A 25,363-nucleotide genomic window follows, 5' to 3' on the forward strand; every position below is an offset into this window, starting at 1 on the left:
AATGTTTGAACTTTCCGCAAAAAAAAAGCCTAATCAACTAAGATTAAGCTTTATGATTAAGACTGCCGAGACCACTTTAACTTCGGGCGTACAAACCTATATTGCTTCAGCTAGGAATGTATCTGTAAATTCATCTTTCAATGCCACTGTGGATTTAGATAAGGTGTTTACAATTTGATTATGGTTCTCTCTCAGTTGGTACATCATCATACCATACATAATGGCTAAGACCATATGCTTTCTTTTGTTTTTATAGGTCCAACTTATCAAATCACGAAAATATTTACTGTCTGTATCGAACAGGGTTAACTTTATAATCGCATGGATAATATAGTATGATTGCCTCAAGGTAAATTTGTCTTTTACTTTGGCCCCGCCATTTTTTGGAAATTCATAGTCGTTTATAAACTTCTTTATTCTTTGAAACGAATGTTCGGGAGGGTAAACATTAGAAATCACTTCTAAAAAACCCTTCTTTAATTTTTCTGCTCCCATCTTTGGGATAATGTTTGTTTCACCTTCAGAAAAGGTAAAATGGCTCGAAAGCCTGTTTTCCCGTTTCATTCTATCAAACAATGCTGTTCCTGGAGGTGCTTTTAATACATTGACAATTGGCACAGGGATAGCGGTTTCCTGTATAAAATCAATCATGTTTTTAAAGACCCCTTCTTTATCTGTATCAAAACCTACGATAAATCCTCCTAACACCACAAAGCCAGATTGATGGAGCTTACGGATATTGGTTACCAGGTCTCGTTTTAGGTTCTGGTTTTTTAGCGAAGCCTTTAAGCTGTCTGCCTCCGGGGTTTCAATCCCGATAAATATATTTCTGAATTTCGCCTGGAGCATCAAATCCATCATTTCATCGTCGTCTGCTAAGTTGACGGTTAGTTGGGTCATGAAATATAATCCAGGTTTGGTCTTTTCATGCCAGTCGATCAAAGCCGGGAGCAACTCAGACTTTAATACTTTTCTATTTCCAATGAGGTTATCATCGGCAAACAATACCGTTTGGGTTTCGCCTGCTTTACGAATTAGCTCCAGTTCAGTAAGAATTTGTTCTACAGACTTGGTACGTGGTTTACGCCCGTATAAGGTAGTTACATCACAAAAGTCGCACAGGTAGGGGCAGCCGCGTGAAAATTGAATTATCGCATACATGTAGTCCTTCATGTTGATAAGATTCATTTGCGGCAATGGGGTGGTACTTACATCGGCAAATTCGGACGTACTATATATTGGCTTGGCCTGACCAAATTTCAGGTCGGCAAGAAATAGGGGAAGTGTAATTTCGGCTTCATTTAACACGAAATGGGCAATGCCATCAAACCGCTCATGTTCATGTGTAAACAGCGGTCCTCCGGCTACGATCGTGGCATTTTTTCTTTTGCACTGCGCTATAATTTTCCTTACCGACTCTTCCTGTACATTCATGGCTGAAAGAAATATCATATCAGCCCATTCGATATCACTATCAATTAATGGTTTAACATTCAGATCTACGAGTTTTCGTTCCCAATCTTGTGGCAGCATAGCGGCTACCGTTAATAAACCAAGGGGAGGGAATGCCGCTTTTTTGCCGGTTAACGAAGCAAGGTGCTTCAAAGCATAAAACGAATCATACATTTCGGGATATACCAAAAGGATTTTCATATTTGAGCGATTTAAATTCTTTTTCTGATGGGGATAATCAGTTCAGCTAATACATGTCGTTTCGAAGTTATTATTTTGGCATGATATATCATAGCGGTAGCCAAAATTTAAAGGAGACAAAAATCAATTTAAAAAGCTGGATAACAGCTAAGATAAGGCGAAGAGTTCGGCGGATTAGGCGATGCTTGAGTAACTCGATACTTGTCAAATTGGTTATGCACTTCACGATTGGTTTGAGCTTTAAACCAGATACCTTCGGCAACTTAAAAGCACTAATTAGACGTTAGTAAACACAGGCCACCAAACCACCTGCAAGTTTTCGTTGTTATAAACTTATGGAAACAGCAGTACCCGGATTATTCATTTATCCTGATTTTATTTCGCCGGAGCGGGAAACACAGTTGCTTTCTGAAATCGATAGGCAGGTTTGGATGGTTGACTATGCCAGGCGCCTTCAGTATTACGGTTTTCGTAATGAACTGGAAGAACCTTACCAGCTTATCGGCATACCCCTCCAAATTCCGAAACAAATTTTAGCACTTTCAACAGAAATTGTGGAGGGCCAATTATTAGCTATTCAGCCTGATCAGGTGATCATCAATGAATACCTTCCCGGGGAAGGCATCCGTCCGCACAAGGATCGGAATTATTACGAGAATCAAATTTGCGGTGTAAATTTAGGAAGCGGCTGTATCATGCGCTTCATCAGAGGTAAGAAACTGGAAATTATCGACATTGAAATCCCTAGACGTTCGCTTTATGTTATGCAGGATGATGCCCGAAAAAAATGGGATCATGGCATTCCACCAAGAAAGAAAGATGTGATTTCAGGCGAGATTCATCATCGCGACCGCCGGGTATCCATTACTTACCGAAAAGTAAAGCCAGATAAGGTTCATCAAATGAATCCCGATGGGCGGGTGGCAAGCATCCTCAGGGAAAAATTCCAGCTCAACCTAACAGAAGGATAATCGAAAGTCTCGACAAGAATTAAATATTTTAACATAAATTAAATAGCCATGCAAGAGCTAGCTTACATCCACACTACAGCCGAAAACACAAAAGAAACCTATACCATTGTTGAATATGCTAATCCGCAACAATTTGATTTCATGAAGAATGGCGACCTGGATCATTGGGCGGAAAAAAGAAATGATTCGTGGATTCAAATCGACAATAACAATGTTGATCAAGATACGATTGCAGCATTGGGCGCTTTTATGGATCAGCACCATCAGGACCAAACCCCGGAATCTGATGCAGACCGTGATTGAACCAAAGTATCAATGGTGAATTAACCTGATTGGGGCTAAAGTCTCCGGTTGAGGGTGTTGGCATGTGTCTGAAAGATTTGATTTAAATCGACTATTGAAATAGGAATACAAAAGAGAAAAAAAGGATTATTCCCCTTCTGCATTATGAAAGCTACCGCCAAGCCATCTTACCTTGACTTCGACAGTAAGGCCTACGCCTGGAAACCCGGAGTAGATTACCGGAAGCATCCTGAATTTTACCGTGTTGGTAAAGGTGAACAGGGAGTGCTCATTTGTCAGCCATATAAAGCTGAGATTGGTCCCTACTGGCGATTTAAAACACCAGCTATTGCAGCAAAAAGTGCGGAAAAGATCTATCAATTATTTTTGATGTACCTGCAAAACGGCGAGTTTGTAGGCGCCGACCTCGCCCGTAAATACCTGCAAATGGGTTATACCCGTTCACGGCGATATGCTAATTATAAAGGCGGGAAAAAATTCGACAAAGCACAAGATTATGCATTGCTGGAGCGGGGAACGGGAGAGGAGGAAAAGGCAAAATCAGCAGAAATTTTTTATGGTTACTGGAAAAAGGCGGAAGGCATTACTGCGTATGCCCAACAGAAGAAGGAATGGAAAAGCCATTTCGGTTAATTTCTGATCTGAAATTTATTTCGGCTAGTAAGGAAAATATTTCCCAAGCCAGGAATTTACTATCAACCTATGAGTAGGTGCACAGCAGTTCTGCCCAAAGGTTAATGCTTGAGGCGACATCCGTTCCGATTTTTGAAAGGAAGATGTCGCCACTATTTTGTACTTTATTCACCATGAATTTTCAAGGTAAATTTGTTTATATCAGCTCATCAAAATGGATGGGTAGTTTATAGATCCGTTTGCCAGTGGCATGAAAGATTGCATTTGAAATTGCTGCGGGCATACCCACGAGACCAATCTCGCCTACACCTTTGGTACCAAGTTCATTGATGAGTGTATCTTTTTCATCGGCAAAGATTACATCAAGTTCTCCGATATCTGCATGTGCTGGTATGTGGTATTCTCCGAGGTTTGCATTCATGTATTTGCCAAGCGCCGTATCCATCAGTGTTTCCTCGTGAAGTGCCTTGCTGATTCCCCAAACCATCGATCCCAGAATTTGGCTTTTTGCGGTTTTTGGATTAATGATCTTCCCTGCTGCAACTGCCGTTACCGCCCTCGTAACCTTTACGGTGCCAAGGTCACGATCTACCTCAACTTCTACGAAAGATGCACTGTGGGTTGCCAGGCTGTACTTTCTAAGTTTCAGCATGTGTGGTTTCCCCATCTGCGTGGTTTGGATGGCAACACCCTTATTAAATGCAATGATGTCTTTTAGCGATACCATTTTGCTCGGGTCTTCTTTAAGGATGAGTTTGCCTTGCATAAAAAGCACATCTTGTTCCTCGGCTTTTTTAAACGGAGAACCTTCCATCTGACCCGCTTTTTTAAGAAGTTTTTTACGAAGCGCTTTTGCGGCAACTACGATGGCTACACCAGTTGATGAAGTGATGGCCGAGCCTCCCTGGAACATTGAAAATGGCTTTTTGCTATCGCCGTATCGAAAGTCCACATCATCTATGGATAAACCAAGTTCGTCTGCTGCAATCTGCGTCATCACCGTCAGGGTTCCTGTGCCGATATCTGTTGTGGCATTTTCTACCACCATTTTTCCTGTTGCGTCGATCAATACCTTCGCCCTTGCTGGAAACTGGAAAGCATCCCATATGCCGGTGGCCATGCCATAACCAATAAGTTTATTGCCGCGTTTCATGCTTCTCGGTTCCGGGGAGCGCTCGTACCAGCCGAATTTCTCAGCCGCCTGTAGGTAGCATTCCCTTAATGCCTTGCTGGTATATGGTTTTTTGGTAGAGGGATCGAAATCCGAATAATTGATCAGTCGCAGTTCCAATGGATCAATCTTAAGTTTGTAGGCGAGTTCGTCCATAGTACATTCGATGGCATGCAGGGCAGTGCTGCCGCCCGGTGCCCGCATATCCATTGGGGTAGGCACATCTAAGGGTACAACTTCATGTTCGAAAAGCGTATTTGGTGCCGGATAAAGTTTGTGGCTCCAGTTGGATGTTGGCTCTGTATAGTCTTCAAAGCTAGAAGTTTCGGCAAAAGTGCTATGCCCCATGGCAGTCAATTTTCCATTAATGTCGGTAGCAAAACGGAGTTGTTGTACTGCAGTTGGGCGGTGGCTGAATGAAAACATCTGCTTTCTATCGAGTACCACACGTACATTTCTTTTTAGGTGTAGCGCTGCCATTGCACATAGAAAAAGCTGGTATTGCGGTCTCAGTCCTGACCCGAATCCGCCACCAACAAATGGTGCCAGTACCCGCACATCTTTATAATGCAAACCGAAAACATTGGCAACGAACAATTGATTGTTTATGGTGCCCTGCGTTTTATCGTAAATGGTTAGCTTTCCATCTCCTTCAAATAGGGTAGTGGTTGCAAACAGTTCAATAGGGTTGTGGTGCTCCGTACCATGGTGGTAGGTTGCGCTAACCTTAACTGCCGCATTTTCAAAGGCAGTTTCAAAATCTCCTGTTGGTGGCGGCGGCGGTGGTTTTAGTGCCGTTGCAAATCCCTTTTGTGGTTCCCTCGAGCTATCCAGGTGATCTTCCAGACTTGCTTTATGTGCTTCCTCTGTGTATGTGATAACAATTTGTGTGGCGGCGTATCTGGCGGTTTCAAAATCTGAGGCAACAACCAAGGCAATAGGTTGACCATTGAACAGGATCTGCTCATTGTGCAATGGCTTGAAAACGGTTCCCGGTGGCGCATCCATATCAGTATATTGGAGATCGAACGATGCCAGTTTAGGGCGGTTGAGGTGAGAAAGCACTTCAACCACTCCCGGTATAGCCATGGCCTTGGTAATATCAATGTCGGCAATTTTACCTTTGGTTATTGCACTGCCCACGATATAACCATGGAGGAGGTCGGGCGCCTGATGTTCTGCTGCATATTTTGCCGCCCCGGTAACTTTCGCTCTTCCTTCCAAACGGCTTAGAGGTTTTCCTACGGTTTTATTGGTATCCATTTTCAAAGTGTTTAGTTGGTTTCGTTAAGCTGATGGTTGTGCGCCCGGAAGTTGTGATTCTGGATGAAGTGCCATCATTCCGTTTCTAATTATTGCATTTTTGGCTAGCTTAATTTTGAAGTTATTATCACCAAATCCCTTAGCGCCTTCCAGGATGATATCTGCCGCTGCTGCGAAATTTTCTTCAGTCGCCGGCTTTCCTTTGAGAAATTCCTCGGCTTCTGCCGAACGCCATGGCTTGTGTGCCACGCCACCAAGTGCGATTCTTGCTTCTGTGATGGTATCTCCCTCCAGCGCTAGCGCAGTAGCAACCGAAACCAATGCAAAAGCATAGGAATGGCGATCGCGAAGTTTGAGGTAAGAATAATTTTTGGAAAAACCTTGCTCTGGCAAATCAATTGACGTGATGAGCTCGTCTGGTTTCAAATGGTTGTCCAGATCGGGACGGTCGCCAGGTAAACGGTGGAAATCGGCAAAAGATATGGTGCGATTGCCCGCTATACCAGTAATATTTACCGAAGCATCCAGGGCGGCCAGCGCCACGCACATATCTGAAGGGAATACCGCAATACATTCATCGCTGGTGCCCAGTATGGCATGCATTCTGTTGTGTCCTTCCTTGGCAGGGCATCCAGAACCTGGTTTCCGCTTGTTGCAAGGCACCTCATGATCATAGAAGTAATAACATCTTGTGCGTTGCAAAAGGTTGCCGCCATTACTGGCCATGTTTCTGATTTGTGCAGAAGCTCCCGCAAGGATGGCTTTAGAAAGTAAGGGATAGTTGTTTTCTACGCTGGGGTGGTACGCTGTATCTGCATTTTTTACTGCAGCTCCTAACCTGATTCCGCCATCTTCACGCTGGCTGATGGCTGAAATTTCCGAAAGGTGATTGATGTCTACGAGCATGGAGGGATGAACAAGGTTGTATTTCCATAGATCGATGAGGTTTGTACCACCTGCGATGAATTTGGCCTGGTCATTATCACCTACCAGTTTCAATGTGTCTGCTATGGCTGAAGGTTGCTGATAGTCGAAATTATTCATAGCTCCCTCCGTTTTTTACCTGCATCACTGCATCAATAATCCCAACGTTGGCGCCACAGCGGCATAGGTTGCCACTCATTAGCTCTTTTACTTCTTCCCGTGTATTTGCCTTTCCTTCCTTCAACAATCCGATTGCACTGCAGATCTGGCCAGGTGTACAGTAACCACATTGAAAAGCATCATGGTCGATAAAAGCTTGTTGAAGTGGATGGAGTTCATCACCGTTGGCAATGCCTTCGATGGTTGTAATGTCGGATCCATCTTTCATTACGGCAAGTGAAAGGCAACTCAGTACCCGTTTTCCATCACAGATTACGGTGCAAGCACCACACTGGCCATGATCACAACCTTTCTTTGTTCCCGTTAAATCAAGATGATCTCGCAGGCAATCTAGAAGGCTCACCCAGGGTCGGATGACGATATTACGGTCTTCTCCATTGATCCTGAAGGTTACTGACCGGCTATCCAACGGTCCGTTAGGGGATTTTTGAGGTTCTGTTTGCATAGTATAGTCTGTTAACTGGACTATTCTGCTAACAAAAAATTATAGTATTGGTTTTAATTTGCCGACAAAGAATGGGAGATTATCTTAAAAAAGCCTACTCAAATGATCCACTTGCTTTTGGCTTAAGCACCTGGTGCGCTGTATCTTCAGGCAGGTTTATGTCAGGCTTGTTATATCGTGAAAAATTAATCACCATAAAGAAACAGAATGATGGAAATTACAGTTGCGGAATTAATCGGCATATAATTTCCAATGTTTGATCTTAGGTGTTTAAGGGCTGCGGTAATCTGATTTTCGACACTTCTTTTGGAAATACTCAACTTCGAAGCGATCTCGCCATTCGTTAAGTGTTCCCTGCGACTCAACAAAAATATTTCCCGGCATCTCTTCGGTAACTGCAACATGTAACGATCGATTTTGGCTTTCAGCTCTGCAACATGGAAACGTTCTTCGGCCTCGTTGGCCTGGTGAGATTGACTGAATTCGAGGGTTTCATCGGTATAGAGCAGACTTGAATTTTCAGTTTTGGCTTTCAATTCCTTGTAGACCTGGTACCTGGCAGATGCGGTGAAATAACTTTTAAAATCTTTTATATCCAAGTTCTCTTTTCTGATCCAGATATTCAGAAATATATCCTGCACCAGATTTTCGCAAGTCGCCTCATCTTTAATGTATCGTCTTGCCGTAGCCATCAATATGGGAAGATAGCGATCGAAAACGAGCTTGAATGCATGTTCATTGCCGTTTTTGATTGCCCTCCAAAGTGATTCATCGCTGGTATCAGGGTTGATTAATTTCATTTTTCCAAATCTCACATACTGAAGTAAAGGCTTTGTTAACTCATTGTGAATTTATTAATAAACAGGTAAATCTCAACATAAAAAAAATTTTTTTAAAAAAGTAAGTGTGTGCGCCCGGTTTTTTTGCTCTATCATATAAACAAACCAACATGACCAAAACTGAATATCTCAAGCTTTATGAAAAGTATCTAAACGGAGATTGCACTCCTGAAGAGATAGCGGCATTACAAAATTATACCGATGATTTTCATCTGGAAGCGCCACAAGATATTGCGCCAGAAAAAGCCGAATTGATGTTTGCAAGGTTGAAGGTTGCCATTGCAGACAAGGCGCACGCGAATACAAGAAAACGAAACATTTTTTGGAAGGTATCAGTTGCAGCAACAGTTATGCTTGCATTTTTTGCAGGCCTAGTTTATGTCATTCAACATCAGCAGCCGGAGCTTGTCTCCACGCAGACGGAAAAAATAGCACCCATATTACCGGGAACTAACAAAGCTGTGTTAACACTTGGCGACGGAAGTAAAATTGTATTGAGTAATGCCGAAAACGGACAAATTGCTTTTGAAAATGGAACCCAGGTTAGAAAAGATAGTGATGGCGTGCTATCCTATCAGGTTGAGGAGAACGTGAACGATGAGCTGGTTTATAACACCGTTTCTATTCCACGCGGGGGGCAGTATTGCCTGCAATTGCCCGATGGATCGAAAGTATGGCTGAACGCAGAAACCAGTCTTAAATTCCCTAATCGATTTGCTGGCAACAAACGAGAAGTTGAACTTGATGGTGAGGGCTATTTTGAAATCGCCAAGAATAAAGAAAAACCCTTTTTCGTGAAAGCCAATGGCGTGAGCGTAAAAGTATTGGGTACGCATTTTAATGTGATGGCTTATAAAGATGAACCCATCGTTCGGACTACACTCGTTGAGGGAAGGGTGATGCTTTCGGCTGCCGGGCAATCTGTTTATCTCAGTCCAGGCCAGCAAGGCCAGTTGGGAAAGAACGGTTTAACCGTGTCTGAGGCAGATGTTTCAGGAGACCTGGGTTGGAAGAATGGATATTTTGTTTTCAATGAGGAAAGTCTTGCCACCATTATGCATAAAATTTCACGCTGGTATAACGTAGATGTAAATCTGCAAACCAACAGTAAACTTACTTACACCGGATCGGTATCTAAGTTCAAAAATATTGAAGAAGTACTGAAGGTGTTGACTTTAACCGGAACAGTAAAATTTAAGATTGAAGGAAGGAGGGTAATCGTAAACAACTAACCAATCTTTTTTTTCGACCTAAGGGATTAACCACCCGTAAACAAACAAAAAATGAAAATTTTCAGCCCTAGAAATTATAGCCAAAACAAAGAACTTAAAGGCTTTAAAGCAATAAAGCTTACCACATTGCTTTTACTCGTCTTTTGCGTACAGGTAAAAGCTTCGCTTTTTGCCCAAAACATTACCTTAAATTTAAAAAATGCACCAATTAAGGAGGTTTTTCTCGAGATAAAAAAACAGAGTGGTTACGACATTTTGTTTAATAATGAAATGCTCAATCAAATTGGGCCTCTTAGTGTCATCGTCAAAAATGCAACCGTTGAAGAGGCCTTAAACAAGAGCCTCCAAAATCTTCCACTAAGCTATGCTATCGAGAATAAAATTATTGTGATTAGAAGAAAAGCTTTGCAAAAGGTTGATATTACCGGAACCGTGAATGATGAAACCGGGAAAGGAATTCCTGGTGTAAGTGTGATCAATGAGAATACAAAAAAAGCAGTTGCTACTGATGATTTAGGTCGTTTTAGTATTGCCGGTGCTATTGGAGATGTGATCAAAGTAAGGATGGTAGGTTATGAAGAATATACATTTACAATAGATGCAAGAAGCAATTATCCACTTTCGCTGGAACCAACTTCTTTCGGATTGAATGATGTGGTAGTAGTGGGATACGGTACCCAGAAGAGGGCAAATGTAACAGGCGCAATCTCTCAGGTAGATGCTAAAGTGCTGGAAGATCGTCCGATAACGGCTGTGTCTACCGGGCTGCAAGGAACAGTAACTGGTCTTACCACCATTGGGGGGAGCGGACAGCCGGGCGCAACAAATTCCGCACTACGAATCAGGGGAACGGGCACAACGAATAATCCAAACCCATTCATCTTGATAGATGGCGTACCTGGTGATATGAACTGGATAAATCCGGATGATATTGAAAGCGTAACGGTACTTAAAGATGCTGCCTCATCATCAATTTATGGGTCGAGAGCAGCCAACGGGGTTATTCTTGTCACGACTAAAAAAGGCAAGTTTAATCAAAAGGCAATTATTTCTTACAATGGTTATTATGGATTTCAAAAACCTACCAGGTTGCCTAAAACACTTGGATCGGTAGAATACATGACGCTTTTGGGAGAAGCACAGGCGAATGCCGGCCTTCCCAGGTCTTACACTGATGCCCAAATTGAAGTGGCCAGAAATGGATCTGATCCTAACTATTTTGCCAACACCAACTGGACGGAAGCGCTGATCAAGGATTATGCTCCTCAGCAAAATCATGCCATTAGCATAAATGGCGGAAGCAGCGATTTTAATTACTACTTTTCGTATGCAAGGGAAAATCAGGATGGATTGATTGCCGGAGACCAATACAAGTTTGCCAAAAATAATGCCCGGGTTAAATTATCTGCCGTTAAACTCCTCAATATCCTGGATGTAGATGTTAATTTAGGATACCTCGACAGAAATCAAAACCAGCCTGCTTCTGATACAGAAGGAGGTGGCGGTGTAATCTATACCGCTTTTACCAGTTCCCCACTTACGCCGGTTCGCTTTACAACAGGTACCTGGGGTTATGGCGGGGGCTCCAGTAATCCATTGGCAGTAGCAACCGATGGCGGCTTCAATAATTTTTTCTCCAGGGAATTTACTTCCAACATTACCGGTACGCTGCATTTGTTAAAAGGGCTCGATTTGAAAAGCCAATACGGATTAATTGCAAGCTCGCAGAGGAGGAGAACTTTCAATCGCAGAATAGATTATTATAATCCGGTGAGCAATGCTATTATCTATACCACCACACCTAATAACTCACTAAGAGACATCGCCACAAGCACCATGCTGCAGAACTTTTCGATGCAGGCAGATTATTCCCTCAATTTAGATAAACACCACTTTAAAGTTTTAGGTGGCTACCAGCAGGAGACCTACCTTTTCGATGCATTTTCAGCTTCGAAAACGAATTTAGTGAGTGATGATGTGCCCGTTTTGAACATTGGGTCGCTCAATCCAACGGCAACTGGCGATGCTTACCAGTATGCGCTTCAGTCGTTATTCTCTCGGATCAATTATGATTATGATGGCAAATATCTTTTTGAGTTCAACCTCAGGTATGATGGATCTTCAAGGTATGCACCGGGACATAAATGGGGGATATTTCCATCTGTTTCAGTTGGATGGCGCTTTAGTGAGGAAAACTTCATTAAATCTCAGGATCAAAATTGGTTCAGCGATGGTAAAATTCGAGCATCCTATGGTAGTCTTGGCAATCAATATGGTGCAGACGGACCAGCTTATTCTGAGTGGTATCCGTATATTAAAGTGCTAAATAGTGTCGGCACGATGCCTATTGGAAATATCCTAACTACCGGATTTGCTCAAACTATTTTATCGAACCCGCTATTGCAATGGGAGAAAGCCACGATGCTTAACGTGGGGTTAGATTTAGCTTTCTTCAATAACAGGTTAACTTTTACCGGCGATTGGTTCAATAAAAAGACGGTAGATATTCAGTTGAAAGTACCTCAGCCAGACGTAATTGGGTTAACCGTACCAGACCAAAATGCTGGTGCCATTTCGAACAAAGGTTATGAACTTAGCCTGGGTTGGAATGATAAAATTGGTGAATTTAAGTATGGCTTTACTGCGCAGTTTTTCGATATCAAAAACAAGGTGACAGATTTGGGAGGCGTTCCGCCTACCATTGGCGATAGGATTAGGCAAGTTGGCAATCCGCTTGATGCATTTTACGGTTACCGCACCGACGGGCTTGCTCAGGAAGCTGATTTTACCAAAGATGCGGCCGGAAAATACATCCCTAAATTTCCCATCTTCTCTGCAGATGCAGGCAAGGTAGCCCCAGGTGATTTGAAATACCGCGATTTGAATGGTGATGGCGTAATTAGCGCAGACTTGGATAGAGAGGTAATTGGTGATGCTTATCCACGATACAATTACTCGTTCAGGTTAGATGCGGCCTATCATAATTTTGATTTTAGTGTGTTTTTACAAGGTGTTGGGGAGGCTAATGGTTACATTACAGGTGCCGGAATCCATGCTTATAATGCTGATGCTGCTTTTCCTCAAGAGGTACACCTGGATCGGTGGACTCCTCAAAACACTGGTGGATCTTATCCCCGATTTGTGTATAAGGATACAAGGAATACAGCCAGACTAGCCGAATATTGGCTTCAAGATGCAGCTTACTTGAGGGTTAAAAATCTGCAAATCGGTTATACAATCCCAGGTAATTTTTTGAAAAAAGCGCACATAGACCGACTTCGACTTTATGCATCCGCAGATAATATTTTTACGGATACAAATTTCTTTTATGCCTACGACCCTGAAACACAGGCATCAAGCGGTGGCTTATATCCACAAGTAAAAACTTTTATTTTCGGTATCTCTCTTAAGCTAAAATAATATCTCCATGAAAAATCAACATCAATATATAAATAGCCGCAGATCATTCTTGCGGTCTACAGGTTTGTTAAGTGCTGCGGCAATGATTCCTTCCTTCTTCCTATCTGCTTGTAAAAAAGACTTTCTCGATCGGCAGCCATTAGATACTGTTACTGACATCAGCTTCTGGAAAACTGAAGAACAACTGAAGCTGGCGGTAAATGCCTGCTACAGTAACCTAAGGGGTAACAACACCATTGCCATGGAAAATATGGGCGATAATACCATATATCCCCCAAATTCTGAATACCAGGCTATATCTGCTGGTAACTACGACTTTACTGCGGGAACGCTGAACTCTGAATGGGTAAATCTGTATTCAGCCATCAGGCGATGTAATCACTTCATGGAAAACTACACCAAAGCAACTGGTATAGCGCCCGCCGCTTTGGCCGGATATGCCGGGCAAGTTCAATTCTTAAGGGCATTTATGTATTCCTATCTTATTTTCTTGTTTGGGGATGTGCCACTTATTACCAAAACCCTTGATATTGGAGATGAGGAGGTTTATGGGCCGAGGAATAAACGTGCCGAAGTACTCGACTTTGTGCTTGCAGATTTGGATGCCGCTGCAGCAGCTTTGCCAGCCACCTACGCATCGGCAACGGATTTGGGCCGAATAACAAAAGGCGCTGCATTGGCATGGAAAGCAAGGGTAGCACTGTTCTTCGAAAAATGGGCGCTTGCCGAAGCAGCTTCGAAAGCAGTAATGGATCTAAACGTTTACGCACTTTATACCGCGGGCGGTACTACAAAAGCCTATAACGATCTGTTTACTTATAAAGGCAAACTATCTGCCGGAGCCAATAAAGAAACCATTCTTGCCCGGCCGTATGTAGCTGGTGTAAGTGTGCATAATACCAGCAGGGAAATACAGGTGCCAGATCAAACAAGTCGATACTCGCCGACAAAATCGTTGGTAGACACTTATTTATGTACCGATGGTTTACCAATCGATAAATCGCCATTGTATAGTGAAACCTCCTATGCAAATATTTTCAAAAACAGGGATCCGCGGATGGCGCAAACCATTTTGAGTCCAGGGTCTGCATGGGGCGGACAGGATGATGGAGATGCGGATGCAAATTCGAACACAATCTTTAATACACCAAAGTGGAATGCAGATAAAAAAGGCTGCATCACTGGAACAGGCTATTACTTCACCAAATATGTCGAGATTCCGGCCGTGGGCGTTGTAAGTCAGGACTCAAATGATATCCACCACATTCGATATGCCGAAGTATTGCTTATTAATGCAGAGGCGAAACTGGAGCAAGGAACGTTAACCCAGGCCGACCTGGATCGAACCATCAATTTGCTTCGTGATAGGGTGGGGATGAAAAGAATGAATATCGCAGATATTGCTGCCGCAGGACTCGATTTGAGGACAGAGATAAGGAGAGAGCGACGGGTTGAGCTTGCCCTTGAAGGCCAGCGATACTACGATATTATGCGATGGAAGGTTGGTGAGTTACTTGCACAAGATGTTAGGGGCATGAAGAAAAGCCTGGTTGAAAGTTTTAATCAACAATATGTGGCCACTATTGCCACAGATGCAAATGGCTATTTTGTGGTAAATACAGGCCGAAGGTTTGTTGCGCCTAAAAATTATTTATGGCCAATCCCGATTACTCAATTGCAGAAAAATCCTGCCCTCGGACAAAATCCCGGATGGTAGTATCTGGTTCAATATTCCATATGTATTAATTAAAAATTTTTTAAAAAATTTTATGAAAGCAATCAATTTCATCTGCTGTATCACCATATTCCTCCTCATTAGCTGCTCGCCAAAAGTTAACCCTTCTGCTGGTAAGAGAGGCGATGGTACTTTACGGGTAATGGCTTACAATATTCACCATGCTAATCCCCCGTCAAAAGAGAAAGAAGGCACTATAGATCTTGATGCAATTGCGGCAGCGATAAGTTTGCAGTCGCCAGACCTGGTTGCACTACAGGAAGTAGATGTAAACACCAAAAGATCGGGTGGCGTTAATGAAGCCGTTATTTTGGCGCAGAAATTAAAAATGAATTTTTATTTTGCCAAGGCGATAGATCATGATGGGGGCGATTATGGCGTCGCTATCCTCTCTCGTTTCCCGATGTCGGAGGCGAAAACATTCATGCTTCCAAAAAATAGCGATGCACGTGCTGAGCAACGCGTACTGGCAACGGCAAAAATAGAAGTTGCCAAGAACAAGTTTATCAGATTCGCTTCTACCCATTTAGATGCGCAAAAGACGAATGAAAACCGCCAGATGCAGGCAAAGGAAATTAATCGATTGCTGATGGATGACAATCTTCCGGTTGTTTTGGGAGGAGATTTAAATGCTGCACCTGGTAGCGAGTCTATAAAGATTTTCGATGCACTTTTTACCCGCACCTGCCAGAACTGTGATTTCACCATCCCGGTAATTAATCCCACAAAAACCATTGATCATATTGGCTACAAACCGGCGAATGCATTCGAAGTGGTCTCGCACAAAGCTATCGCCGAACATTATGCATCTGATCATTTGCCAATTTTATCTGTATTACAATACAAACTTTAAAAAACCTGTTCATGCGATTATTTAAAACCCTGTCTCTCCTGTTTTTTTGTTTTCCATTGGTAGCAAGTGCTGTTAGCATAGATTCTGCGCAAGCGGGTTTAAATAAGCAGGCAGTGGAAGGCTTGATTAAACGGATGCTTCCCGAATTCTCGAGCCAGTTTAAGGTAGAAGAGTTGCCAGCCGAGGCAGGAAAAGATGTGTTTGAAATTGTTGCCCAAGGAGATAAGATTGTTTTAAGAGGTAATAATGGGGTATCTGTAGCGAGTGCTTTCAACTACTATCTCAAACACATTGCTCATTGCCAAATTACCTGGAACGGTTCAAATAAAAAACTATCCTTACCGCTTCCCAGGCCTGCTGGTACCATCCGTAAAGTAAGTCCGCATGTTTACAGGTATTATCTAAATTACTGTACTTTTAATTATTCTATGAGTTGGTGGGATTGGAAGCGCTGGCAGTGGGAAATAGATTGGATGGCGATGAATGGGATTAATACACCACTTGCACTAACAGGTCAGAATATAATTCATTTCCGGGTATATAAAAGTTTAGGTTTTACATCGAAAGACCTTGAAGGATTTTTTAGCGGTCCGGCTTATTTCAGTTGGTTTTGGATGGGGAATCTGGATGGATGGGGCGGGCCCTTGCCAGAAACCTGGATGCTTAGTCATGAGAAACTCCAAAAGCAAATTGTTGCCAGGGAGCGTGAGTTTGGTATGAAACCCATTCTTCCTGCTTTTACAGGTCATGTTCCGCCCACATTTAAAGATCGCTTTCCCGATGCGAAACTTATTAAAACCAGCTGGAATAACAAATTTCCTGAGGTATACCTTCTAAATCCTGAAGATCCACTTTTCACTAAGATTGGGAGTCTTTTTATAGAAGCGCAAAAGGCTGCGTATGGAACAGATCACCTGTATTCGGCAGATACCTTTAACGAAAATAAACCACCCTCAAATGATCCTGCTTTCCTTACAGATATCTCGAAAAAGGTGTATGCTTCTATGGCGTCAGCAGATCCTAAAGCCGTATGGATTATGCAGGGATGGCTTTTTCACTTCTCGGCAAATTTCTGGAAAGAGCCGCAAATTAAGGCGATGTTAAGTGCAGTGCCTAATGATAAGATGATTATCCTGGATTTATGGTCAGAACGACATCCGTTGTGGAAGAAAACAGATGCCTATTATGGCAAACCATGGATTTGGAACATGCTGAGCAACTTTGGTGGTAACATTTCTATGCAAGGAAAAATGAAAACTGTAGCGGAAGAACCCGCCCGGGTACGGTCCGATCCTCAATCAGGAAAAATGATGGGCATTGGTCTCACACCAGAAGGCATAGAACAAAATCCGGTGATGTACGATCTGATGATGGAAAATGTTTGGGAAGATAAACCAATTCCACTCGATTCATGGCTGCAAGGCTATGCCCAAAGGAGATATGGAAAGAAAAATGCCGACGCTCAGGGTGCATGGGAGTATCTTCGAAAGTCTGTCTACAGTGATACTCTTACCAATGGGGGTCCGGAATCTATCATTTGTGCAAGGCCAACATTTTCCCGTTCTACGCGTGGGGTTACCACCAGGTTTCCATACGATAATACTGATCTAATGAAAGCCTGGAAACTCTTAATTAAGGCATCACCTCAATTGGCAAATGCTGAAGGATTTCAATATGATCTGGTCGATGTTAGCAGGCAGGTACTTGCCAATTACGCTACTTATTTGCAACAGAAAACAGCAAGTGCCTATCGTGAAAACAACCTCATTGCTTTCAGAAAAAATAGCACCGCGTTCATCCAACTGATTGATGACATGGATGTTCTTCTGAAAACAAGGAAAGATTTCTTGCTGGGAGAATGGCTTAACAGCGCTAAGTCTTGGGGCACTACGCAACAGGAAATGGATCTTTACGAGCGCAATGCTAGAAACTTAATCACCCTTTGGGGAGATGAAAACAGCACGCTAAGGGAATATGCGTGCAAACAATGGTCTGGATTACTTAAAGGTTTCTACAAACCCAGGTGGGAAAGCTTTTTTAAAGCTATAGATGATGATATGACCAAGAAAGCAAAATTTGATGAAAAGGTTTTTGATTCAACTATGAAAAAATGGGAGTGGAAGTGGGTAAATGCACATGAGAAATATTCAAATCTGCCCGCTGGAGACCCAGTTTCTCAGTCGCGATATATCTACCAAAAATATTATGCACAGATAGAAAACGACCTGCAACATGTAAAACTAAACTAACAATTATACACCTAATCAACTCAAATATGAACCGCAGAAACCTTTTAAAAACAATTAGCTTAACACTTGGTGCAGGCGTAATTAACACAGACATCTTCGCAAAAATCGGTGATGATTCTTACATTTTCGATATTCCGGAAAACCCGAGGCACACTGCCTTAGATAAGCCTATTACGGCCATAACCCTTGGTGCAGGAAATCGTGGTACGGTCTATGGAAACTTCGCAGCAACTTTTCCAGACTTGATGAAGATTGTTGGTGTTGCCGAGCCCATTGCGTTTAGAAATGACAAATATGCCAAGAAACACAAGATCATCGAAGCTAACCGTTTTAACACATGGGAAGATGTTCTTAGCAAACCAAAAATGGCCGATGCAATCATTATCTCCATGCCTGATAACCTTCATTATGCGCCGTGCATGCAGGCATTGGCGAAAGGTTACGATATCCTGTTGGAAAAACCCATTGCACCTACGGAAAAAGAATGCAGGGATATCCTGGCCCTGGCGAAGAAAACCGGGAGAATTGTAGCGGTATGCCATGTATTGCGTTATGCTCCCTATTTTGTAAAGATGAAAGAATTGATTGAAAAGGGTGCAATAGGAGAGGTTATCAGTATTCAGCATTTTGAACCGATAGAACATACGCACATGGCACATTCATATGTTCGCGGAAACTGGCATAATTCTAAACAGACTACCCCGATAATTTTAGCCAAGTCTTGCCATGATTTGGATATTATGAAATGGGTGATCAATAAAAAAGCAGAGAAAATTGTTGCTATGGGCGATTTGAAATGGTTTAAATCTGCAAATGCACCAGAAGGAAGCACCGATCGATGTACATCGGGATGTAAGGTGGAGCGTGGCTGTCCTTATTCGGCCATTAAGGAATATGCGGAAAGGGGAAGCCGCATTTCCGTACTGGATATTCCTGAAGATATTGCGGACACAAAAGAAGCCATTATTGAAAAGCTTAAAACCAGTAATTACGGTCGGTGCGTTTATCGGATGGATAATGATCAGCCAGATCACTACATCACCAGCATACAGTTTAGCGATCAGGTTACGGCTAACTTCTCTATGGAAGCTTTCACATCTTACCACGACCGCAGAACCAGAGTTATGGGATCCATGGGCGACTTGGTAGGGGACATGACCGAGTTAATGTTGCATGATTTTAAGACAAGAAAAGAAACACGGTTTGTGCCCAAGTCAGAAGATGTTGAGGGCTATAAAAACAGTGGGCATGGCGGTGGAGATTGGATGTTGGTTCGTGATTTTGTACAGGCGGTTGCTAAGCAAGATGCAACGTTACTCACTTCTACAATAGATGAGTCGATCGAAAGCCACCTTATGGGATTCATGGCAGAAAAAAGTCGTAAAACAGGTAAAATTATGGATGTAAAAGTCTAATCGTTCTACCTTATATCTATTTGAAGGATAAACCAGCAAGATTTGCTCAGATGAAACGAATCTTTTGGTGGCAAACAGGATTTAAGTGTTTTGCAAAGATTTCATTTGTTGTATCACAGCGGATCTATCGGAACTTCGGTCGAGGTAGATCCGCTTTTACGATCTCTTCAAATGAGCATGTTAGTTTGATTGAAAAATTCTCCCCACTAATGAATTCATCTTATAACTTTCCCCATTCTGCGGCGGAGCTCGCTACACACCAAATCTTAACATCGAACCAAGCTTGGATAATTAAATTACATGTGAAAGTATCGTTGATGAGGTATAGTGAGCGAATTTCGAATTTTAGGATTGAAAGCAACTTATGCCCACACTGAACCCCCTTAAAACAGAACAGAAACTTTAGGCGAAAATAGTTGTTGTTTCTATCATACTACAGCTTCCACCTGATTTGGGTAAGCATGTATTCAGATTATTTTTAGTAGTTGATCAAATAATTCTTTGGGAGGATAGGGCTTGGTGATACCGAAGTCGCCATTATTCTATTTTGGTGTAAGCAATGAGACTTATGCGATGTTTTATTTTGCTAACGGTTTTGGGATTAACTACTTTTGAAAGTTATTTAGAATTATAAAAGGTCCTTTCATGTATAACCTCCTTTCAGCTTCGGGCAACCCTGCATTGTTCGAGATCCTCAATCAATTTACCCAGGCTACGGCTATATACATTGGTCCCGACTTCATCATCCAGTTGGCTAACAATGATATGTTAAAATTCTGGGGAAAAGATGATGCTGTAATTGGCAAAAAGTTCGAGGATGCACTGCCAGAATTCGACGGGCAGCCCATAGCGGAGCTGCTCAAGCAAGTTTGGGAAACCGGAGAGGACTATATCGGAAAAGACGTCAAGGTAAATCGGTTAATTGATGGACAGCTAATTACTGCTTATTACGACTTGGTTTACAAACCTATTTTTGATCCTTCAGGAAAAGAATTTTGCATTTTGCATACTGCGTTGGACGTAACCGAACGCGTTAACAGCTGGAGATTGGTAAGGGAAAAAGAGGAGCGGGAGCAACAGATCAATGAGGCGCTTCAAGCAGCAAATGAAGAATATCAGTCTACTAACGAAGAGCTGTCTCAAGTAAATGATGAATTGGCTGCCACACACCGGAAACTCGTTTTTACAGAACACCGGATGCAGCAATTGGTTCAGTCGGCCCCTATTGGCCTCGCGCTTTTGAAGGGGAAGGATATGATTATTGAGACTGCCAACCCTAAGATGCTTGAGATTTGGGGGCATGAACTACAAGATGTTTTTGGGAGGCCATTGCTAACAGCATTTCCGCTGCTAAAAGGACAAATATTTACCCAGGAATTAGATAATGTGTTTTCCTCTGCAAAGAAAATATCGCTTACAGAGGTTCTGGATTCTTCTAGGAAAGATGAAAATGGAGGTGAAAAGTACCTTGCCATAGATTTTATCCCTATGCTGGATCCTGATGGTCGCGTTGACGCTATTATGGCTACCGTTCAGGATATCACCGAGCAGGTATTGATTAAGAAGGCCTTCCAGGAAAATGAAAACAAGTTGCAGGAATATATCGAAGAGTTGGCTGTTTTAAATGAAGAACTGCAGACAACGAATGAAGAACTAGGTGCAATAAATGAAGAATATACATCAACTAACGAGCAGCTTGAACAATTTAATAATGCAATAAAATCCATCAATGAAAAACTCGAAGAGCAAAATAATGGTCTGGACAGTTCTAATGCGCAATTACAGCGTACGAATGATGAATTAAGTTCAGTTAATCAAGGGTTAAATCATGATAATCTCGAACTGATTTCGCTTAATGCGTCAATCAACGGGCTTAACGAACGGCTAAGAGATAGTGATGCTGGTTTTAAAAACCTTATTGCCCAGTCTCCGGTTGCAATCTTACTTCTTAAAGGTGAGAATTTTATTGTCACGATGATCAATGCGCCCATGTTGGAACTTCTTGGAAAAGATGAGTCCATCATTGGGAAACCGCTGTTCAAAGAAATGCCCGAATTGGTGGGGCAGCCGGCAGCCGAAAAACTTATTCAAACATATAAAGATGCTCAGCCACGTGCTGAATTGGCAAGTCAGGTAAATCTGTTGCGGAACGGAAGTCTAATGGAAGGCTTTTTCAATTTTAGCTATGCCCCCTATCATGAAGACGGTATTGTAACCGGCGTGATAGATATGGCAGTTGAAGTTACAGGCCAGATATCAGCAATTATAGATCGGGATAAAACCATTGCAGAGAAAACAATTCTTGAAGATACCCTCAGACAAAGCGAGCAGCGGTTACAGGGGATCCTGGAGACAATGGCTGAAGGGGTTGGAATAGTAGACGTAACCGGGCAGTTGGTGTACGCTAACCCAATGGCACAACATATATTAGGGCTTACTTTAAGCGAGATTGAAGGCCGGACCTATGATGATCCACGTTGGCAAAACCTGCGTCTTGATGGTACCCCACTTCCTCAGGAAGAGCATCCAATGTCGATCATGATGTCGACCGCCCGCCCGGTTTATGATGTTGAGATAGGCGTTCAGCCGCCAGATAAGGATCGTCTTTACATCTCTATTAATGCAGCACCGATTTTTGATGAGGAAGGGAATCTAACAGGTGGCATAGGTACATTTATGGATGTTACTTCGAGGAGACTTAGTACCCAGGGAAAAGATGATTTCATCAGCATTGCGAGCCATGAGCTAAAAACACCGGTAACTTCTCTCAAGGCATCTTTGCAGTTGTTAGAGAGAGCGCATAGTAAATTGCCTGATGAATCCAGGGAAAAATTAATCGCCCAGTCGATCAGAAGCTTAGACAGTCTCTCCAGATTATTAAATGATTTATTAGATACCAGCAGGTTAGAACAAGGTCAGCTTAAGATGGAGAAAACGCTTTTCTCTTTAGATGAGCTGTTCAATAACTGCTGCTCACATATTCTTCAAACTACGAAAAAGCAAATCATTTTTCAAGGTGAAAAAACATTGGAGGTTTTTGCAGATAACCAGCAAATTGGTCAGGTACTGGTCAATTTCCTTACCAATGCCATTAAGTATGCGCCAGAATCTGATAGAATTGTTATCACAACAACACGCATTGGAAATGGCGAAATTAAAATCAGCGTAAAAGATTATGGCCCTGGTATTGCTCAGGAAAAGCTTAAGCACCTTTTCGATCGTTATTACAGAACCGAATACAAGGGGCAAAAATTTACAGGGCTTGGGTTAGGTTTATACATTAGTGCAGAGATCATCAAAAATCATGGTGGTAAAATAGGCGTAAATAGCGAACCATCGAATGGTAGCGAATTCTGGTTCACCTTACCAATAAACCCAGAGTAAGATTGCTGCACTAGATATGGCTAGCATGATTCAAGTTGTCTAAGCGGTTTCAATCTAACTAATTCGAATACGGTGGCAGCGCATGCTGTACAAATTTGGCAGAAAAGAGGATTTATATCTGATTAATTTAAGCATTAGGCAGTAACTAAACTGCCTTTAAATCGATATTTTCCATGCGTTTCGGCTTCAAGTGAGCTTAAGATGAGGTACCGGTATTCGATAATTCTATCTTGATCTCCTAAATGGCCAAAGATCACAATACCTAGCTTATAACTTTTTATTTCCAGGAACTTGTATCCATGCTGCTTGTAGAAAGCAATCGCTTCACTCAATTCACCTTTTGCTTGCAGATAATGGCCTTGGTCGATGTGCTGATGTATCTTGATGAGGTAATCTAAAGCATTTCCAAAGAAGGTTCGATTTAAGTAGTGAGCCCTATGTCGGTAAAGCATACCTTCCAGTTGCATTTGCATTTTATCTGCAATGTTTCCATCGCTATTTAATCGTAAAAGCTGAACGATATATTCGAAATGAACACCCGGAACTTCGCTGTTTTCAGGTTTCAAATAACCATCAGCAATATTGTTGATTAAGTTATCTCCATCATCAAATAGCCATTCCATAAGACATAAGGTTACCTCCGTCAATTTTACCTGGTCGCCTCTGGCGTTTCCGAAATCAAGCAAAGACTGATACTGTTCTTTTAGGAAACTTCTGTTGTAGTTGTGGCAGGTTAATTTTGCGATAGCGTGTTTTATAAGCGCCAGCGGATCAATACAACCTGTTTCATAATGATCTTCTACCTGGTTAAAAAAAGCAAGACGCCGTTCCAGATTTAGCAGGTTCAATGTGAGACAATCATGCAAAGTAAGCAGGTTGTGGCAAGTATTGCGGATGATTTTTTTGTTTGATGTTTTAATGATTGTATTGGCAATATCAATGAAAGCCGGAGCCAGAAAATCAAGCTGTGCCAATTGATCTACAAAGATTTCGCCTATAGATTCCAATTTCATTCCAGTGCAAGAATCAGATGGGTTTTTTAGCTCCGTAATTAACATTTCGCTCACCAGCGACCAGGCTTCTGTTGAGGCACCTGGCGCCAACTTTAATTTGAAAATCTCTTTTATTTTATGGTAATCTTTCTGTTGCATTACATTGAAGATCATCCAATTTATTGCTTCCGATGTATATGGCAAGTGGAGGTGCTTAATCAGATGATAATACTGTACACCTTTTCTTCCGGCAAGGACTTTCGCAAGAAAATAATCAAACATGCCTGGCTGTGTAAATTTTACCATCTCAATCTGAAAACCTTCAAATTCATGCTTCTCTTCTGTAATTGTGCCTGCAAGTAACAGTTGCATATAGGCATCTTTGTATTGGTAGAAATCAGCAATCAGCAAGGATTTATTAATGGTATCTCCATGTTTGCCAAAGTTGCTCATCTCGACAATGATTTTGCATATCATCAACTTAGTCGCCCTGCTTGCCGGTTCCTGGAATCTTTCGATAACCAGCTGGTGCAGAAGTTTATAGTAGATTAATTTTTTCTTAAGATCGTAATGATTTCTGAGCTGATAAAAATTAGCATAATTAAAGGGGTATTTCAATTCAGACAAGAGCTGAGGATGTAGTTTTCCTTCGTCAGATCCAAGTTTTTCCAGGAGTCTTCTAATTTCAGAAAGCGAAAATACTGGAATATTGTTCTGCTCTTGCACGGTGTAGTAGGTGCCCTTAAACCACTTGCGCTGCAGGTAAACAGATAATTTTATGTTTTCATAAAATCGTCGCCAAATGTAAGTTCGAACAGCAAAAATGAATTTAATCGAATTGGTGTGTACAACATTTGCTAAAAACTGCACGATCGCATTAAATACTCTTTGTTTTGATCCTCTTTCCTCGCAAGCAGGATATAGCGAATCTAAAACGATAATCAATTTTCTGCCAGTTTTCTCAAAGACATCGGCTGTATATTCCGCTAAGCTTAGTTGTGTTCTGATACCCAAGAGCTCGAAAATTCTAAGTTCCAGATCGATAAAGTTTCTATTGTTGTAAAAAAGTTTTTCTGCTGTGAGATAGAGTATGATGTCATCAGGATACCTGGCATGTTGACTAAGGAAGTTTTGTTGAACTAAATGGCTTATCAGGATGCTTTTGCCGTAACCAGACTGGCCAATAAAAGCTGTGAAGGCATAGTCTGATTCATAGAATGTTTCGAAATCATGGGATGCAAACTTCCTGTCTATGGTGTATGAAAATGGGATATTAGCATTTTCAATAACCACTTTAAACGTTTCCTTGGAAATTGCTTTGGATTTTTCATGCAGTGCTTCGGGTGTATCGGGCTCAAGTGATGGGTGCTGTTCTAAAAAACTATCGATTGGTTCGCAATCATTATCCCCAAGAAAATCGAGAAGGGTACTTAATGTGAACTTAGAAAATTTATGATTTACCGCGGCAAACCCAAATATGCGTTTAATGGTAGTTACGCTAATATTTTTTTTGGTTTTGCGGGTTATCTCTAAAGCTATAAACTGACAATCTGAGGGACTAATCTTGCTTATCCTAAACTTTCGCAAGATTTGTTCCCTGAGCTCAGCCAAGGTCAAATATTTCATGTCTCGAGTGTATAGGAGTGACTACAAGCCCTAAAATACCATTAATTCCCAAGCACAACTGCAATGTACAGCAAA

Annotated in this window: 16 protein-coding genes; 10 read left to right on the forward strand and 6 right to left on the reverse strand. The window is 42.0% G+C overall.

What is annotated here, in order from left to right; all coding sequences use genetic code 11:
- Window positions 1–96: 96 nt before the first annotated feature.
- Window positions 97–1,653 (reverse strand): DUF4070 domain-containing protein, encoded by a 1,557-nt coding sequence (locus OQ268_RS11105; protein ID WP_265856202.1) that lies wholly within the window; start codon window positions 1,651–1,653, stop codon window positions 97–99.
- A 335-nt stretch (window positions 1,654–1,988) separates the two neighbouring features.
- Between OQ268_RS11105 and OQ268_RS11110 the strand changes: the two genes are divergently transcribed.
- From OQ268_RS11110 to OQ268_RS11120, 3 genes are all read left to right on the forward strand, one after another.
- Complete coding sequence (locus tag OQ268_RS11110; RefSeq protein ID WP_265856203.1) at window positions 1,989–2,624, forward strand: alpha-ketoglutarate-dependent dioxygenase AlkB; 636 nt, start codon at window positions 1,989–1,991, stop codon at window positions 2,622–2,624.
- A 48-nt stretch (window positions 2,625–2,672) separates the two neighbouring features.
- Entirely contained in the window at window positions 2,673–2,927 is a 255-nt protein-coding gene (locus tag OQ268_RS11115) for a hypothetical protein (RefSeq protein WP_265856204.1), read from the forward strand.
- A gap of 144 nt (window positions 2,928–3,071) precedes the next feature.
- Window positions 3,072–3,560: a DUF4385 domain-containing protein gene (locus tag OQ268_RS11120; protein ID WP_265856205.1), complete on the forward strand. Its 489-nt coding sequence runs from the start codon at window positions 3,072–3,074 to the stop codon at window positions 3,558–3,560.
- Between the two features lie 196 nt (window positions 3,561–3,756).
- Here the strand turns inward: OQ268_RS11120 and OQ268_RS11125 are convergent, their stop codons facing one another.
- The 4 genes from OQ268_RS11125 to OQ268_RS11140 form a co-directional block, all read right to left on the reverse strand.
- Entirely contained in the window at window positions 3,757–5,994 is a 2,238-nt protein-coding gene (locus OQ268_RS11125; RefSeq protein WP_265856206.1) for a xanthine dehydrogenase family protein molybdopterin-binding subunit, read from the reverse strand.
- A 24-nt stretch (window positions 5,995–6,018) separates the two neighbouring features.
- A complete protein-coding gene (locus OQ268_RS11130) occupies window positions 6,019–7,038 on the reverse strand; it encodes an FAD binding domain-containing protein (protein WP_265856207.1) in 1,020 nt (339 codons plus the stop codon).
- Window positions 7,031–7,543 carry a (2Fe-2S)-binding protein gene (locus OQ268_RS11135; RefSeq protein WP_265856208.1) on the reverse strand — a complete coding sequence of 171 codons (513 nt, stop codon included), beginning with the start codon at window positions 7,541–7,543 and terminating at the stop codon, window positions 7,031–7,033. Before OQ268_RS11135 ends, OQ268_RS11130 begins: the two co-directional genes overlap by 8 nt.
- A 185-nt stretch (window positions 7,544–7,728) precedes the next feature.
- Window positions 7,729–8,343 (reverse strand): RNA polymerase sigma factor, encoded by a 615-nt coding sequence (locus OQ268_RS11140; protein ID WP_265856209.1) that lies wholly within the window; start codon window positions 8,341–8,343, stop codon window positions 7,729–7,731.
- 149 nt (window positions 8,344–8,492) lie between these two features.
- Between OQ268_RS11140 and OQ268_RS11145 the strand changes: the two genes are divergently transcribed.
- From OQ268_RS11145 to OQ268_RS11175, 7 genes are all read left to right on the forward strand, one after another.
- Window positions 8,493–9,614 (forward strand): FecR family protein, encoded by a 1,122-nt coding sequence (locus OQ268_RS11145; RefSeq protein ID WP_265856210.1) that lies wholly within the window; start codon window positions 8,493–8,495, stop codon window positions 9,612–9,614.
- Window positions 9,615–9,665: 51 nt separating this feature from the next.
- Window positions 9,666–13,034: a TonB-dependent receptor gene (locus OQ268_RS11150; RefSeq protein ID WP_265856211.1), complete on the forward strand. Its 3,369-nt coding sequence runs from the start codon at window positions 9,666–9,668 to the stop codon at window positions 13,032–13,034.
- Between the two features lie 7 nt (window positions 13,035–13,041).
- On the forward strand, window positions 13,042–14,751 hold the full coding sequence (locus OQ268_RS11155; protein ID WP_265856212.1) for a RagB/SusD family nutrient uptake outer membrane protein: 1,710 nt from the start codon (window positions 13,042–13,044) through the stop codon (window positions 14,749–14,751).
- A gap of 52 nt (window positions 14,752–14,803) precedes the next feature.
- Window positions 14,804–15,622, forward strand: a complete 819-nt coding sequence (locus OQ268_RS11160) for an endonuclease/exonuclease/phosphatase family protein (protein ID WP_265856213.1) — start codon at window positions 14,804–14,806, stop codon at window positions 15,620–15,622.
- 11 nt (window positions 15,623–15,633) lie between these two features.
- Window positions 15,634–17,871, forward strand: coding sequence for an alpha-N-acetylglucosaminidase (locus tag OQ268_RS11165; RefSeq protein WP_265856214.1), 2,238 nt, complete (start codon window positions 15,634–15,636; stop codon window positions 17,869–17,871).
- A 26-nt stretch (window positions 17,872–17,897) separates the two neighbouring features.
- Entirely contained in the window at window positions 17,898–19,286 is a 1,389-nt protein-coding gene (locus tag OQ268_RS11170) for a Gfo/Idh/MocA family protein (RefSeq protein ID WP_265856215.1), read from the forward strand.
- Between the two features lie 645 nt (window positions 19,287–19,931).
- A complete protein-coding gene (locus tag OQ268_RS11175) occupies window positions 19,932–22,670 on the forward strand; it encodes a PAS domain-containing protein (protein ID WP_265856216.1) in 2,739 nt (912 codons plus the stop codon).
- 134 nt (window positions 22,671–22,804) lie between these two features.
- Here OQ268_RS11175 and OQ268_RS11180 read toward each other — a convergent pair whose 3' ends face one another.
- On the reverse strand, window positions 22,805–25,288 hold the full coding sequence (locus OQ268_RS11180; RefSeq protein WP_265856217.1) for a hypothetical protein: 2,484 nt from the start codon (window positions 25,286–25,288) through the stop codon (window positions 22,805–22,807).
- Between the last annotated feature and the right edge of the window lie 75 nt (window positions 25,289–25,363).

Source organism: Pedobacter sandarakinus (assembly GCF_026240095.1).
GTDB lineage: Bacteria > Bacteroidota > Bacteroidia > Sphingobacteriales > Sphingobacteriaceae > Pedobacter > Pedobacter sandarakinus.

Excerpts from the sequence above, each read along its gene's own strand:
- OQ268_RS11105 (WP_265856202.1), bottom strand. The coding sequence starts at position 1,653 with ATGAAAATCCTTTTGGTATATCCCGAAATGTATGATTCGTTTTATGCT.
- OQ268_RS11110 (WP_265856203.1), top strand. The coding sequence starts at position 1,989 with ATGGAAACAGCAGTACCCGGATTATTCATTTATCCTGATTTTATTTCG.
- OQ268_RS11115 (WP_265856204.1), top strand. The coding sequence starts at position 2,673 with ATGCAAGAGCTAGCTTACATCCACACTACAGCCGAAAACACAAAAGAA.
- OQ268_RS11120 (WP_265856205.1), top strand. The coding sequence starts at position 3,072 with ATGAAAGCTACCGCCAAGCCATCTTACCTTGACTTCGACAGTAAGGCC.
- OQ268_RS11125 (WP_265856206.1), bottom strand. The coding sequence starts at position 5,994 with ATGGATACCAATAAAACCGTAGGAAAACCTCTAAGCCGTTTGGAAGGA.
- OQ268_RS11130 (WP_265856207.1), bottom strand. The coding sequence starts at position 7,038 with ATGAATAATTTCGACTATCAGCAACCTTCAGCCATAGCAGACACATTG.
- OQ268_RS11135 (WP_265856208.1), bottom strand. The coding sequence starts at position 7,543 with ATGCAAACAGAACCTCAAAAATCCCCTAACGGACCGTTGGATAGCCGG.
- OQ268_RS11140 (WP_265856209.1), bottom strand. The coding sequence starts at position 8,343 with ATGAAATTAATCAACCCTGATACCAGCGATGAATCACTTTGGAGGGCA.
- OQ268_RS11145 (WP_265856210.1), top strand. The coding sequence starts at position 8,493 with ATGACCAAAACTGAATATCTCAAGCTTTATGAAAAGTATCTAAACGGA.
- OQ268_RS11150 (WP_265856211.1), top strand. The coding sequence starts at position 9,666 with ATGAAAATTTTCAGCCCTAGAAATTATAGCCAAAACAAAGAACTTAAA.
- OQ268_RS11155 (WP_265856212.1), top strand. The coding sequence starts at position 13,042 with ATGAAAAATCAACATCAATATATAAATAGCCGCAGATCATTCTTGCGG.
- OQ268_RS11160 (WP_265856213.1), top strand. The coding sequence starts at position 14,804 with ATGAAAGCAATCAATTTCATCTGCTGTATCACCATATTCCTCCTCATT.
- OQ268_RS11165 (WP_265856214.1), top strand. The coding sequence starts at position 15,634 with ATGCGATTATTTAAAACCCTGTCTCTCCTGTTTTTTTGTTTTCCATTG.
- OQ268_RS11170 (WP_265856215.1), top strand. The coding sequence starts at position 17,898 with ATGAACCGCAGAAACCTTTTAAAAACAATTAGCTTAACACTTGGTGCA.
- OQ268_RS11175 (WP_265856216.1), top strand. The coding sequence starts at position 19,932 with ATGTATAACCTCCTTTCAGCTTCGGGCAACCCTGCATTGTTCGAGATC.
- OQ268_RS11180 (WP_265856217.1), bottom strand. The coding sequence starts at position 25,288 with ATGAAATATTTGACCTTGGCTGAGCTCAGGGAACAAATCTTGCGAAAG.